A 13,656-nucleotide genomic window follows, 5' to 3' on the forward strand; every position below is an offset into this window, starting at 1 on the left:
ACCGAAGCATTCCTCGCTGCTTACTTCGTCCAACTCTTTGATTATCAAGGAGTTTTCCGTTTCGTCTGCGCCGGAAGTGGGGCGAATTATAGACAGATCCAGAGAGGCGTCAACCCCTAATTTAATGAAACTGTCATATCGATCAAAAATAGCTGACGGGGTGGCCAAGTTTGGGGACGTGCCCACCCAGAGCTTTAAAGACTTGGGAACGCGAACTGCGAAGCTTCGTGACTGGCACGTTGCGGCCAACGCTGAGTGATGGCTTTGCGACGGGTATAGAAGCGAACGCCATCCGGACCGTAAGCATGCAGGTCACCAAACAGTGACCGCTTCCATCCGCCAAAGCTGTGATAAGCCACAGGTACAGGCAGCGGAACGTTCACCCCAACCATACCTACTTCGATCTCGTCGCAGAACAGACGGGCCGCCTCACCATCGCGAGTGAAGATGCACGTGCCATTGCCATATTCGTGGTCGTTGATTAACTGCATCGCTTGTTCGAGGCTGTCCACACGCACAATGCAGAGCACCGGACCGAATATCTCTTCTTTATAGATGCGCATCTCGGCCGTGACCTGGTCGAACAGGCATCCACCCAGGAAGAACCCCTCTTCGTGTCCGGGGACTGAGAGCCCACGACCGTCCACCACCAGCTTCGCACCTGCACCTACCCCGTCTTCTATATAGGTGCTGACTTTGTCACGATGCTGCCCGGTGACGAGAGGTCCCATATCGAGACCGCTGGAAGTCCCGGCACCGATCTTCAATCCGTTGATTTGCGGCACCAGCTTGGCCACCAGCGCATCGGCAACCTGGTCACCCACGCACACTGCAACCGAAATCGCCATGCAGCGCTCGCCGCACGAACCATAAGCCGCCCCCATCAATGCGCTCACGGCGTTATCCAGGTCCGCGTCGGGCATCAACACTGCGTGGTTCTTCGCGCCGCCCAATGCCTGTACCCGCTTACCGCGTGCGGTGGCTTCCTTATAGATGTACTCAGCGATCGGGGTTGAGCCGACGAAACTCAACGCTTTGACGTCAGGGGCTTCGATCAGCGCATCAACCGCTACTTTGTCGCCGTGCACGACATTGAGTACGCCCTTTGGCAATCCAGCTTCATGCAGCAACTCAGCGATCAGCAATGTTGAGCTTGGATCACGCTCGGAAGGTTTGAGGATGAAACAGTTGCCGCAGGCGATCGCCAACGGATACATCCACAGCGGAACCATGGCCGGGAAGTTGAACGGGGTGATGCCAGCCACTACGCCAAGGGGCTGAAAGTCAGACCACGCATCAATGTTCGGTCCGACGTTGCGGCTGTACTCGCCCTTGAGAATTTCAGGCGCCGCACAGGCGTATTCGACGTTTTCGATACCCCGCTTGAGTTCTCCCGCTGCATCTTCGAGGGTCTTGCCGTGTTCTTCGCTAATGAGCCGGGCAATACGCGCCTCGTTCTGTTCCAGCAATTGCTTGAAGCGGAACATGACCTGCGCGCGTTTGGCTGGCGGTGTGTTACGCCACGCGGGAAAGGCGGCCTTGGCAGAGTCGATCGCCTGTTGGACGGTTTCGCGACTGGCGAGAAGTACTGTGCGAACCACTTGGCCGGTCGACGGATTGAACACATCGGCGGCTCGGCCATTTCCGTTGACCAACTCGCCATGAATCAGGTGCTGAATGGTGCTCATGCATAACTCCGGAAAACGTGAGCCCGCAGGCGCACCCAAACTGCGCCTGTGAGCAAATAAAAGGTGATCAGTCGATTTGATTCAGCGCCTGGCCGACCGCATCAAACATGCGATCAAGGTCCTCGGCCTTGCTATTGAAGGTCGGTCCGAATTGCAGAGTGTCACCGCCGAAGCGCACATAGAAACCTGCCTTCCACAGTTTCATGGCCGTCTCGAATGGACGCACAATGGCGTCGCCGTCGCGCGGCGCAATCTGAATGGCGCCAGCGAGACCGTAATTGCGAATATCGACCACATTCTTGCTGCCCTTCAACGCATGCAAATAGCCTTCGAAGTGCGGCGCGGTTTCAGCCACTTGCTGCACCAGGTTCTCGCGCTGAATGATTTCCAGCGCGGCGAGACCGGCGGCGCAGGCAACGGGATGCGCTGAATAGGTGTAGCCATGGGGAAATTCCACGGCGTACTCGGGCGTCGGCTGATTCATGAACGTCTGGTAAATCTCGGTGCTGGCAATCACTGCCCCCATCGGGATCGCACCGTTGGTGATCTGCTTGGCAATGCACATCAGGTCCGGCGTCACGCCGAAGCTGTCGGCGCCGAACATCGAGCCGGTACGGCCAAAGCCCGTGATCACCTCATCGAATATCAGCAGAATGTTGTGTTGATCACAGATTTCACGCAGGCGCTTGAGATAGCCCTGCGGCGGAACAATCACGCCCGCAGAACCCGCCATGGGCTCGACAATCACCGCTGCAATGTTAGAAGCGTCGTGCAGTTCGATCAGCTTGAGCATTTCATCGGCAAGCGCAATGCCGCCCTGCTCTGGCATGCCCCGTGAATAGGCGTTGCTCGCGAGCAGCGTATGAGGCAGATGATCGACATCCATCAATTGCCCGAACATCTTGCGGTTGCCGTTGACGCCACCCAGGCTGGTGCCCGCGATGTTCACGCCGTGATAGCCACGGGCGCGACCGATCATCTTGGTTTTGGTCGCCTGACCTTTCAAACGCCAGTAAGCCCGCACCATCTTGACGGCAGTGTCAGCGCATTCCGATCCGGAGTCGGTATAGAAGACGTGATTCAGCTTGCCGGGTGTCAGATCGGTGATCTTTTCAGCCAGCTGGAAGGACAGCGGGTGTCCGAACTGGAATCCTGGCGAGTAGTCCAGCGTACCCAGCTGGCGGGAAACCGCTTCCTGAATCTCCTTGCGTGTATGCCCTGCCCCACACGTCCACAGTCCCGACAGACCGTCATAAATTTTGCGGCCCTTGTCATCCGTGAGATAGCTGCCTTCGGCGGCGACGATCAGCCGTGGATCACGATGGAAATTTCGGTTCGCCGTGTAGGGCATCCAGTGGGCGTCAAGTTTGAGCTGGCTCGCCAGAGACATGTCAGACGATTCGGGCATATTCATCGGAATTAACCTCACTGGGCATGGGTGGCCTGATTTCCTAACTGATGTGAGAGCAGGAGCAAGGCCGGTTGCAGCTAAAGTGCCACGGGCATAAAGTTCGAAAAACCCTGCTTTTACGATCTTCAGTTGACTGGTTACTAAACTATGAGCACCCGCCGTAACGACCCTCTGGCGCAGGTCAGCGATTTTGATATCCGTCTGCTGCGCATCTTTCGTAGCGTAGTGGAGTCAGGCGGCTTTTCGGCAGCGGAAAGCGCGCTGGGTATTGGTCGCTCCGCCATCAGTCAGCAGATGAGTGACCTTGAGCAGCGCCTGGGATTGCGTCTTTGCCAACGGGGTCGTGCGGGGTTTTCGCTTACAGAGGAAGGCCGCGAGGTCTATCAGTCATCGCTGCAGTTACTAAGCGCCCTCGAGAGTTTTCGTACGGAGGTGAATGGTCTTCACCGACACCTTCGCGGCGAGCTGAACATTGGGCTTACGGACAATCTGGTGACCCTCCCCCATATGCGGATCACCCACGCGCTTTCCCAATTGAAAGAACGTGGCCCGGACGTGCATATCAATATCCGCATGATCGCGCCCAACGAAGTCGAGCAGGGTGTGCTCGACGGCAGCTTGCACGTTGGCGTCGTACCCCAGGCCAGCGCCTTGTCGGGACTGGAATATCAGCCGCTGTATAGCGAACGTTCGCTGCTGTACTGCGCGGTTGGCCACCCGCTGTTTTACGCCGACGATGCGCAACTGGATGACGACCGACTGTCCGCGCAGGAGACCATTGCGCCCACGTTTCGTCTGCCGGGTGAAATCCAGGCTCACTACCAGGCGCTGAAATGCACCGCGAGCGCCTCGGACCGGGAAGGCATGGCGTTTCTGATTCTGACGGGGCGCTACATCGGCTATCTGCCCGATCATTACGCCAGCCTTTGGGTGCAGCAGGGGCGGCTACGTGCGCTGAAGCCCACAGCGCGGTTTTACGATGTGAGCCTTGTGACCGTCACGCGCAAAGGCCGCCGCCCTCATTTGGTGCTGGAAAGTTTTCTGGAGAGTCTGGCTGCCACACGATGATGCCGCCTCAGTCAGTCGGTACCTCAATAACGCGCAGGCAATCGGGTCGGACATGCGGCTATCTCCTTGTTGGCATTGCTTATCAGGGCAGTCAGCAGATAGGTATCTGATCAGTTGGACAGGTTTTTGCAGTAAGGCTGGATGTCGAAGCCCTACACAAAATCGAGAGCCAGCATGCAGCCTGAAGCGCCAGACACTAACGACCTCATCTATGGCCTCAACGACCGGCTGCGCCCCGGGCCCGCCATCCTGGCGGCAATCCAGCATGTGCTCGCTGCATTCGTGGGCATTATCACGCCGCCACTGATTATCGGGTCGGCGCTCGGGCTCGGTGCTTACATGCCTTATCTGATCAGCATGGCGCTGATGGTCTCGGGCGTAGGGACGTTCATTCAAGCGCGCCGGCCGTTCGGTATCGGCGCCGGCATGATTTGCCTGCAGGGCACCAGTTTCGCGTTTCTCGGCGCGGTGCTTTCTGCTGGCTTCATGGTCAAGCAGCGCGGTGGCAGCCCGGAGGACATCATGGCCATGGTGTTCGGGGTGTGTTTCTTCGGCGCCGTCGTACAGATTGTGCTGAGCCGTTTCATCGGCCAACTGCGTCGGGTGATCACGCCGCTGGTAACCGGCATCGTCATCACGCTGATCGGCGTCAGCTTGATCAAGGTTGGCGTGACGGATCTGGGAGGCGGCTTCAACGCCCCGGACTTCGGCGAGCCAGTCAATCTGGCCCTTGGCGTCTTCGTGTTGGCAGTGATCATCGTGCTCAACCGTTCGAGCGCGCCCTGGTTACGGCTGTCGGCAATCATCATCGGGCTCGCGGTCGGCAGCATTGCGGCCTGGTTCAGCGGCAAGCTCGTACCTCACTCCATTGCCGACGTTGCGCTGGTCACCGTTCCTGTGCCCTTTCGGTTCGGATTCAGCTTCGACTGGGCAGCATTCCTACCGGTGGCGCTGATTTATCTGATCAGCAGCATCGAAACCGTCGGCGACCTTACCGCCAACTGCATGCTCTCCCGCGAACCCATCAAAGGCCCCAGCTATATTGCCCGGCTGAAGGGCGGTGTGCTGGGCGACGGCGTCAGCTGCATGATCGCGGCGACATTCAGCGCCTTTCCCAACACGACCTTCGCCCAGAACAACGGCGTGATCCAGCTCACCGGCGTGGCCAGTCGGTATGTGGGTCTGTACATCGGAGCAATCCTGTTTCTACTCGGGCTGTTCCCGGTGATCGGTGCGATGCTTCAGCAGATTCCTAAGCCGGTGCTTGGCGGCGCGACATTGGTGATGTTCGGCAGCGTTGCAGCGGCAGGCGTGCGGATCCTCGCGCAAGCGCCGCTGGATCGCCGCAGCATGTTGATCATCGCCACCTCGTTCGGAGTAGGACTGGGTATCGCGGCGCAACCGACGCTGCTGCATCATCTGCCGCAATGGGTGCAAAGCCTTTTCGACTCGGCGATCACCAGCGGCGGGCTCACGGCCATCGTGATGAGCCTGATGCTTCCGGAAGCCAAAGAAACAAATGAAACGGGCGAAGCCAAAAAACACACAACGGAATCCTTTGAGCACTGATTTACGAGGGCAACGCTTGTCGGATCCTCGCGGGTGCGCTATGTGTTCACCGCGTCGCACCCAATGATCCGTCTGGAACCGCACATGACCCTTGAAGTCCCCGCTCACAGCCCCAGCGCCACCAAACCGGCCAGCCGCATTCGCCAGAAAAACGAAGAAGCGATCTTGAAGGCGGCTGAGGACGAATTCGCTCGTCATGGTTTCAAGGGCACCAGCATGAACACGATCGCGCAGAACGCCGGCCTGCCCAAAGCCAACCTGCATTACTACTTCACCAATAAGCTGGGTCTCTATATCGCGGTACTGAGCAACATCATCGAGTTATGGGACAGCACGTTTAACAACCTGAGCGCAGACGACGATCCGGCACAGGCGCTGACGCACTACATCCGCGCCAAGATGGAGTTCTCACGACGCCAGCCACAGGCCTCGCGCATTTTCGCGATGGAGATCATCAGTGGCGGCGAGTGCCTGAATCAGTATTTCAGCCAGGACTACCGCGAATGGTTTCAGGGGCGTGCCGCCGTTTTCCAGGCCTGGATCGACGCCGGGAAAATGGACCCGGTCGATCCGGTGCATTTGATTTTCCTGCTGTGGGGCAGCACCCAGCATTACGCTGACTTCGCCACCCAGATTTGCCAGGTCACCGGCCGTTCGAAGCTGACCAAGCAAGACATGGAGGCCGCTGGGGATAACTTGATTCGCATCATTCTCAAAGGCTGCGGACTCACGCCTGCTTTATAACTTCTGAAACCTCAAGTGCAGTCTGGAATTCCGATGCCTTTTACGCTCACCGGCCCCTGCGAGTTTCGCGAAGAGATTCGCAAGAGCCGCTTCATTACCCTCGCCGCGCCGATCGACACTGCTGCCGATGCTCAAGTGTTTATCGAGCAACACGGTGATCTCGACGCGACGCACAATTGCTGGGCCTGGAAACTAGGCGCGCAGTACCGCAGCAACGACGACGGCGAACCGGGCGGCACGGCTGGGCGGCCGATACTCGCGGCCATTGATGCTCAGGATTTTGATCGAATCGTTGTGCTGGTCATTCGCTGGTACGGCGGGATTCAACTGGGCACCGGCGGGCTCGCGAGGGCCTATGGTGGGGGGGCGAACAAATGCCTGCAGCAGGCGGATCGGATGCCGTTGGTCAACCGAGTGCCGTTGCAATTCGATTGCAGCTTCAGCGAACTGGTGCTGATAAAGCTGCGAGTGGCTGAACTCAACGGGCTTGTGGAGGATGAGCGCTTCAACGCAAACGGCGTCACGCTCTCAATCGCGCTAGGGCCTGATCAGGTTGAGACCCTTCAGCGCCAATTGTCCGACATCAGTCGCGGGCGGATCGTGTTGCAGCAGGCGCAGTAGTCGATCCACGGCCACATCGACGCCTTCCCGGTTAAAACTGGCGCTGCACGGAAACGCAATGGATGTAATCGCAGTGGCATTTGCTCACATCTACTGTGCACCTGCCTGTGGACAAGCTGAGCGCACATCGCCGCAGGCCTTGATGCATAAGGCTTTGCGCTGCTTGATCATTTTTTATCCAAAAGCGTTCGCTGTGAATAAAAGGAGCGGAAAAACAGGACGTTAGCGCCCTTTATCCCGATGCGGCGCTCGTTTCAGGCGCGTCATACCCCCAATCCGCAACTACCCACATTACCTGTGGAGCAATCTGTGGATAACCCGTGCAAGCCTCCGCAGAGTGCCTTGTACGACACGCATTGGGCATAGCTGGATGTTTTTTATACAGACACACCATCAGGCGGTGGTCGATCGTGCGCCATCCTGATCGCCTGACATTCATATCGGAAACGTTCACTCACATATGTCGTAAGCCTCTGTCATCCTCTGCCGCTAACTTATGCGCCTTGCGGCCGCACAGTGCTTCAAGAAACAAAATTCCCGCCGCATCGCGATGTCCATCGACTGAGTGAAATTTTTCGTTTGCCTGTACAGGAGTCATTCCAATGTCCACCCCTAAAACAGCCCTGATCATCGGCGCTTCACGCGGCCTTGGCCTCGGATTGGTGAAACGTCTGACGGAACTGGGCTGGGAAGTCACCGCCACCGTCCGGGACGCCCAGAAGGCCGACGAGCTTAAAGCACTGCCGAACGTGCAATTGCAGACACTGGACATCGACGAGCAATCGTCCCTCGAAGTGCTCACCCACAACCTCAAGGGTCAGACTTATGACCTGTTGTTCGTCAACGCCGGCGTAATGGGCCCGATGCACCCCAATCCCACCGACGCCACCGCCGGCGAACTGGGCCAGCTATTTCTCACCAATGCCGTCGCGCCAATCCGCTTGGCCAAGCGCTTCGTTGACCAGATCCGTCCCGAGACCGGGTTAATCGCGTTCATGAGCTCGGTGCTCGGCAGCGTCACCATGCCGGACGCGCCAGAGATGGCGTTGTACAAAGCCAGCAAAGCCGCGCTGAACTCAATGACCAACACCTTCGTGACGCAATTGGGCGAGAACAAACCCACCGTGCTCTCGATGCACCCGGGTTGGGTCCGTACGGCGATGGGCGGGGAAGGCGCGGATATCGACGTCGAGACCAGCGTGCATGGGATCGTTGAGCAGCTTGAGCGGTTTGCGGGGAAAGGTGGTCATCACTTCGTGAACTACAAGGGTGAGACGATTCCCTGGTGATTGCGACGTAAGTCGCGGCAGCGTGAGCTGTCGCGACTTGCCCGCGCCCGCCACAACACTCTAGAATCCGCCCTCGCCTCGCAGCACATTCGTTGCTGCGGCGACCCTGGATCAGCAGACAGGGCAACACTGAGCTGGCGACCTGAACCCACTTTCAGAGGAGCCGGCCAATGCCCGCGATCCGTACCTGGTTACAAAATCCCCTCGCCGTTTTCACGGCCAATGAGTTCGATGCTCGCGGCGGCCTGGTGATCGAAGGCGGGGTTATCGTTGAGATGCTCCCGCTGGGGCAACAGCCTGCACAGCCTTGCGATCACGTGTTCGATGCGCGCGAGCACGTCTTGCTGCCTGGCCTGATCAACACGCACCACCACTTCTATCAGACTCTGACCCGCGCCTGGGGCCCGGTAGTCAATCAGCCGCTATTCCCCTGGCTGAAAACCCTGTACCCGGTGTGGGCGCGGCTAACGCCGAAAAAACTCGCATTGGCCAGCAAGGTCGCCCTGACAGAGTTGCTGCTGTCAGGCTGTACCACCGCCGCCGACCATCATTATCTGTTTCCCCAGGGTCTGGAAGACGCCATCGATATCCAGGTGGAAAGCGTCCGCGAACTGGGTATGCGCGCGATGCTGACACGAGGCTCTATGACCCTGGGCGAGGCCGACGGAGGCCTGCCACCCCAGCAAACCGTCCAGCAGGGCCAGGTGATCCTCGATGACAGCGTGCGGTTGATCGAGACCTACCACGAGCGGGATGATGGCGCGCAGATCCAGATTGCGTTGGCGCCGTGCTCGCCGTTTTCCGTCACAACCGAGATCATGGCCGAAAGCGCGGCCTTGGCGGAGAAGCACGACGTGCGCCTGCACACGCATCTGGCCGAAACCCTGGACGAAGAGGACTTCTGCCTGCAGCGCTTCGGCCTGCGCACAGTGGATTACCTGGACAGCGTCGGTTGGCTTGGGCCTCGTACCTGGCTGGCCCACGGCATTCATTTCAACAGCGAAGAGATCACCCGACTCGGTCAGGCCGGCACCGGGGTCTGTCACTGCCCGAGTTCGAACATGCGCCTTGCGTCAGGCATCTGCCCCACGCTGGACCTGCTTGCCGCAGGCGCGCCGATCGGTCTGGGTGTCGACGGTTCTGCGTCAAATGATGCCTCGAACATGATGCTTGAAGCCAAGCAGGCGCTTTACATGCAGCGCTTGCGCTACGGGGCGGAAAAAATAACGCCGGAGCTGGCGTTAGGCTGGGCGATCAGGGGCTCGGCGCAATTGCTGGGCCGGCATGATATCGGCGAGTTGGCTGTGGGCAAGCAGGCTGATCTGGCGCTGTTCAAGCTGGACGAGTTGCGCTTCTCCGGCAGTCACGATCCGCTCTCGGCGCTGTTGCTGTGCGGCGCTGATCGCGCAGACCGGGTGATGATCAGCGGCAAATGGCGGGTGATTGAAGGTCAGGTAGAAGGGCTGGATCTGAGGGGATTGATTGCAGACCACCGGCAGGCTGCTGCGGAATTGATCAGGGCGTGATGCGCTGTGACAGCAGTGGGGAAGTGAAACTGCTGACTCCCCCACCGCTGGATTCAAGCCGAACCGGGGTTACAACCCCATCAAAGACAGCGCGATGAAGGTGGCAAACAGCACGAAATGCGTCATGCCTTCGATGGCGTTGGTCTCGCCGTCGTTGAGGTTGATGGCACAGACCAACAGGGTGACGAAGATCATCACGGTCTGCACTGGCGTCATCGCCATCTGGAACGCCTGGCCGCTGTAAAGCGCCATGCCTTCCATGACCGGCACGGTGAGGATCACCGTCGAAAGCGAAGCACCCAGGGCAATGTTGACCACTGACTGCATGCGGTTGGCCAGCGCGGCTCGCAGTGCGGTCAGGATCTCCGGCGCTGCCGAAATCGCCGCCACCAGAATCGCTGTCATCACCGGCGGCGCGCCGCTGCCTTCCAGGCCCAGATCGACGGTTTTCGACATGACCTCGGCCAACGCGCCAATCACCACCACGCCGAAGACCAGCGTAGCGATCGAGAGCGTCAGGTTGACGGGCTCGTGCGCTTCCTCTGCCTCACCCTTGCGGCGCTTCTTGTCCGGGTAGCTGTAGCTGAAAAAGTAACTGTGGGGCCCGACCTGCATACGCAGGAACAGCGCATAAAGCAAAATCATCGCGCCGATGGTGAAGGCCGAATACAGCTTCCACTTCCCTTCCGGGATGAATTCCGGCACGACCATCGACACCGCCATGGCCGTCAGAATCATCACGCTGTAAGACCGCGCGGAGTCATCGTTGTAGGACTGTTCACCGTGTTTGAGCCCGCCCATCAACGCGGCAAGACCCAGAATCCCGTTGATGTCGAGCATCACGGCCGAGTAGATGGTGTCGCGCACCAGCGTGGGTGACGGTTCGTTATTCATCATGATCGCCAGAATCACGACCTCAACCAGCACCGCCGACAACGTCAGGATCATCGTGCCGTAGGGATCACCGACCTTTTCCGCCAGCAACTCGGCGTGGTGAGCCACGCGCAGCGAGGCGCAGATGATGAAGCCCACCAGGGCGATGCCCGCGATCAGCGCGACGGTATTTCCGTTGCTGAGCAATGAGTGTTCGTAGAAGTACGCGAAAAAAGTCGCAATGACCGCCAGTAGAAGAAACTTTTCCTGCTTGAGAATCGTGCCCATCGCTGCCTTTTAGCCCCTTGCGACCCTGGCCGCACATCCATGAAGTGAAGTTTACTGAAGCGCTTGAGAGTGTGGATGTAAACAAAGGTTTCAAGACAGGTTAGCAGCGGGTCGCGACACATCGTCGCGCCGCCGCCTCAAATTGCCTTCACACTGGCTATGTTCAAGACATCCACGTACCGAGAAACACCTGCAAAAGCGGCCTATCGGTGCACGCGCCTGTGGCAATGGGAGCCAACGTACTGTGTGAACCGTCCGGTCAGGTTTTATTCAGCCCGCGCGCCTGACTCTGTAGAATGCCCGCCATTGCACCTTACGAGACAAAGCCCATGTACGACTGGTTGAACGCCCTGCCCAAGGCAGAACTGCACCTGCATCTGGAGGGCTCGCTGGAGCCGGAACTGTTATTCGCTCTGGCTGAGCGCAACAAGATCGCCCTGCCCTGGGCGGACGTCGAAACCCTGCGCAAGGCCTACGCCTTCAACAATCTGCAGGAGTTTCTCGACCTGTATTACCGCGGCGCCGACGTGCTGCGCACCGAGCAGGATTTCTACGACCTGACGTGGGCTTACCTGGAGCGCTGCAAGGCGCAGAACGTCATTCACACCGAACCGTTCTTCGACCCTCAGACCCACACCGACCGCGGTATCCCTTTTGAAGTCGTACTCAACGGCATCGCCGGCGCGTTGAAAGACGGCAAGGAAAAGCTCGGCATCGGCAGCGGCCTGATCCTCAGCTTCCTGCGCCACTTGAGCGAAGACGAAGCGCAGAAGACCCTCGACATGGCCCTGCCCTATCGCGACACCTTCGTGGCCGTCGGCCTGGACAGCTCGGAAATGGGCCACCCGCCGAGCAAGTTCAAGCGCGTCTTCGATCGCGCTCGCGGTGAAGGCTTCCTGACCGTTGCCCACGCAGGTGAGGAAGGTCCGCCGGAGTACATCTGGGAAGCACTGGATTTGCTGAAAATCCAGCGTATCGATCATGGCGTGCGCGCCATCGAGGACGAGCGCCTGATGCAGCGCATCATTGATGAGCAAATCCCCCTGACGGTCTGCCCGCTGTCCAACACCAAGCTCTGCGTTTTCGATCACATGGGTCAGCACAACATTCTCGACATGCTCGAGCGCGGCGTAAAAGTAACCGTCAACTCCGATGACCCGGCGTACTTCGGTGGCTACGTGACCGAGAACTTCCACGCACTGCATACCCACCTCGGCATGACCCAGGATCAGGCCAGGCGCCTGGCGCAGAACAGCCTCGACGCCCGCCTGATCAAGCCCTGATCAGCCACGCCCCTTGATCAGCAACAGCGTGTGGACATTCTGCGCCACACGCCACGCTGCCCTCTCGGGGCGTCACGCCGCCGAGGCGATCTTGCTGATTTCTCGCTGCCCATTGGAAGAGACCTGCAACGTGGAGGCCTCTTCCGTCGCCCGCAGCCAACCCAGCTGCATGAACAACTGCAACAGCCCAGCGCCCAAAGCGCCGCCCAGGTGCGGCCTGCTTTCATGGCAGTCGACACAGGCACAGACGGCCTCGCGTCGTCTGTGGGCCAGCGCGGGAATAAAGATACCCCGTTCGGCAAAGCGGGAAATACCGACACTGGTGACTTCCAGCCGGTGTTCGGATTGTTCGATCCAGCCTGCGCCCAACATCCTTAAATACAGCTCGGCACCCATTTCGCCGCCAAGATGATCCGCACAGACACTGGCGCGGCATAACGGCAGGGGCGGCAGCGGCTGCGCCATGCTGCGGCTGATCAGATCCGCGCTGACCATCGATGCACTGACCAGCGCCTGGACGGCGGTCCGGACTTCCGGCGCCGCGAGCCTGAAGTAGCGCTTGCGGGCTCGAACTTCGTGGCGCAGCAGTCCGCCGGCAGCAAGACGTGCCAGATGCGCACCGGCGGATGAAGTGGAAATACCCACAAGCGAAGCGACTTCATTAGCAGCCCGCGACGTTCCGTCCATCAATGCCCATACGATCGCGCTGCGTTTGGGGTCGGCGAGCAACGCAGCGATCTGGCTGATGCAAGGTACGTATTCCATGTCTTCACTCCCTGTTGAACATTATCTAAGCAGACCGGCGCCGGTGCGCAGGTCGAAGCGTGCCATTGGCGCAGTATCACGGGCGTAATCAGTCGAAAGCGCCGGGCGGTAGCTGATGAACCATCATCGGTGTTTAAGGTGAAAACGAATCTTGATTTAAATCACGTCACACGAACTCTGATCGCTGGAACTTGCGAGTGATACAGATAGCTGCGCCCGAGCGATACAGTTAGAAAAGTGAGGATTAAATCGGATCCATGACGGCGCTTAGTATAAGACCTGGAGTCGATCGGGGGATCAACTTGTCCGTTGCCTCGGCCTTTGTTTGTGGGCCGTATTGGCAAATGTTCAGCACAATCCGGCAACCGCTTCGCGGCGCAGATTCCGGCAGATAGCCGAAACCCCTTGAAGGACGGGCATTTGAGCGGGTAATGGCAGCCCACGAATTTGGCGCCAGGGCAATTGCCTACACCGGAAACTCCTGAGCCCTTCAAGAAAATAATCTGCACACAGGTGCGTCAGAAGTGAACT

11 protein-coding genes are annotated in these 13,656 nt (G+C 58.9%); 7 read left to right on the top strand and 4 right to left on the bottom strand.

Features of this window, described 5'->3' with window-relative positions; genetic code table 11:
• Window positions 1–194 precede the first annotated feature (194 nt).
• Together ACQKEN_RS17355 and ACQKEN_RS17360 are read right to left on the bottom strand one after the other, a co-directional pair.
• Window positions 195–1,688 carry a CoA-acylating methylmalonate-semialdehyde dehydrogenase gene (locus tag ACQKEN_RS17355; protein WP_427687339.1) on the bottom strand — a complete coding sequence of 498 codons (1,494 nt, stop codon included), beginning with the start codon at window positions 1,686–1,688 and terminating at the stop codon, window positions 195–197.
• Window positions 1,689–1,755: 67 nt separating this feature from the next.
• Window positions 1,756–3,102, bottom strand: a complete 1,347-nt coding sequence (locus ACQKEN_RS17360) for an aspartate aminotransferase family protein (RefSeq protein WP_282369652.1) — start codon at window positions 3,100–3,102, stop codon at window positions 1,756–1,758.
• A 144-nt stretch (window positions 3,103–3,246) separates the two neighbouring features.
• Here ACQKEN_RS17360 and ACQKEN_RS17365 point away from each other — a divergent pair, with 144 nt between their 5' ends.
• The 6 genes from ACQKEN_RS17365 (at window position 3,247) to ACQKEN_RS17390 (ending at window position 9,916) form a co-directional block, all read left to right on the top strand.
• Window positions 3,247–4,167, top strand: a complete 921-nt coding sequence (locus tag ACQKEN_RS17365) for a LysR family transcriptional regulator (RefSeq protein WP_427687341.1) — start codon at window positions 3,247–3,249, stop codon at window positions 4,165–4,167.
• A 174-nt stretch (window positions 4,168–4,341) separates the two neighbouring features.
• Window positions 4,342–5,736 carry a uracil-xanthine permease family protein gene (locus tag ACQKEN_RS17370; protein WP_427687343.1) on the top strand — a complete coding sequence of 465 codons (1,395 nt, stop codon included), beginning with the start codon at window positions 4,342–4,344 and terminating at the stop codon, window positions 5,734–5,736.
• A gap of 84 nt (window positions 5,737–5,820) precedes the next feature.
• Window positions 5,821–6,480 carry a TetR/AcrR family transcriptional regulator gene (locus ACQKEN_RS17375; RefSeq protein WP_427687345.1) on the top strand — a complete coding sequence of 220 codons (660 nt, stop codon included), beginning with the start codon at window positions 5,821–5,823 and terminating at the stop codon, window positions 6,478–6,480.
• Between the two features lie 33 nt (window positions 6,481–6,513).
• A complete protein-coding gene (locus ACQKEN_RS17380; protein ID WP_427687347.1) occupies window positions 6,514–7,101 on the top strand; it encodes an IMPACT family protein in 588 nt (195 codons plus the stop codon).
• A 602-nt stretch (window positions 7,102–7,703) separates the two neighbouring features.
• Entirely contained in the window at window positions 7,704–8,390 is a 687-nt protein-coding gene (locus ACQKEN_RS17385; RefSeq protein WP_427687349.1) for an SDR family oxidoreductase, read from the top strand.
• Between the two features lie 170 nt (window positions 8,391–8,560).
• Complete coding sequence (locus tag ACQKEN_RS17390; RefSeq protein WP_427687351.1) at window positions 8,561–9,916, top strand: 8-oxoguanine deaminase; 1,356 nt, start codon at window positions 8,561–8,563, stop codon at window positions 9,914–9,916.
• Between the two features lie 69 nt (window positions 9,917–9,985).
• Here ACQKEN_RS17390 and ACQKEN_RS17395 read toward each other — a convergent pair whose 3' ends face one another.
• Window positions 9,986–11,077: a calcium:proton antiporter gene (locus ACQKEN_RS17395; protein WP_427687353.1), complete on the bottom strand. Its 1,092-nt coding sequence runs from the start codon at window positions 11,075–11,077 to the stop codon at window positions 9,986–9,988.
• 329 nt (window positions 11,078–11,406) lie between these two features.
• Between ACQKEN_RS17395 and ACQKEN_RS17400 the strand changes: the two genes are divergently transcribed.
• On the top strand, window positions 11,407–12,360 hold the full coding sequence (locus ACQKEN_RS17400) for an adenosine deaminase (protein WP_074888674.1): 954 nt from the start codon (window positions 11,407–11,409) through the stop codon (window positions 12,358–12,360).
• Between the two features lie 72 nt (window positions 12,361–12,432).
• Here the strand turns inward: ACQKEN_RS17400 and ACQKEN_RS17405 are convergent, their stop codons facing one another.
• The gene (locus ACQKEN_RS17405; protein WP_427687355.1) at window positions 12,433–13,125 is read right to left on the bottom strand and encodes an ArsR/SmtB family transcription factor; all 693 of its coding nucleotides are present in this window, start codon (window positions 13,123–13,125) and stop codon (window positions 12,433–12,435) included.
• Window positions 13,126–13,656: the final 531 nt, after the last annotated feature.

The organism is Pseudomonas sp. NPDC078416 (assembly GCF_050268485.1).
In the GTDB taxonomy this organism is placed as follows: Bacteria; Pseudomonadota; Gammaproteobacteria; order Pseudomonadales; family Pseudomonadaceae; genus Aquipseudomonas.

Excerpts from the sequence above, each read along its gene's own strand:
- ACQKEN_RS17355 (WP_427687339.1), bottom strand. The coding sequence starts at position 1,688 with ATGAGCACCATTCAGCACCTGATTCATGGCGAGTTGGTCAACGGAAAT.
- ACQKEN_RS17360 (WP_282369652.1), bottom strand. The coding sequence starts at position 3,102 with ATGAATATGCCCGAATCGTCTGACATGTCTCTGGCGAGCCAGCTCAAA.
- ACQKEN_RS17365 (WP_427687341.1), top strand. The coding sequence starts at position 3,247 with ATGAGCACCCGCCGTAACGACCCTCTGGCGCAGGTCAGCGATTTTGAT.
- ACQKEN_RS17370 (WP_427687343.1), top strand. The coding sequence starts at position 4,342 with ATGCAGCCTGAAGCGCCAGACACTAACGACCTCATCTATGGCCTCAAC.
- ACQKEN_RS17375 (WP_427687345.1), top strand. The coding sequence starts at position 5,821 with ATGACCCTTGAAGTCCCCGCTCACAGCCCCAGCGCCACCAAACCGGCC.
- ACQKEN_RS17380 (WP_427687347.1), top strand. The coding sequence starts at position 6,514 with ATGCCTTTTACGCTCACCGGCCCCTGCGAGTTTCGCGAAGAGATTCGC.
- ACQKEN_RS17385 (WP_427687349.1), top strand. The coding sequence starts at position 7,704 with ATGTCCACCCCTAAAACAGCCCTGATCATCGGCGCTTCACGCGGCCTT.
- ACQKEN_RS17390 (WP_427687351.1), top strand. The coding sequence starts at position 8,561 with ATGCCCGCGATCCGTACCTGGTTACAAAATCCCCTCGCCGTTTTCACG.
- ACQKEN_RS17395 (WP_427687353.1), bottom strand. The coding sequence starts at position 11,077 with ATGGGCACGATTCTCAAGCAGGAAAAGTTTCTTCTACTGGCGGTCATT.
- ACQKEN_RS17400 (WP_074888674.1), top strand. The coding sequence starts at position 11,407 with ATGTACGACTGGTTGAACGCCCTGCCCAAGGCAGAACTGCACCTGCAT.
- ACQKEN_RS17405 (WP_427687355.1), bottom strand. The coding sequence starts at position 13,125 with ATGGAATACGTACCTTGCATCAGCCAGATCGCTGCGTTGCTCGCCGAC.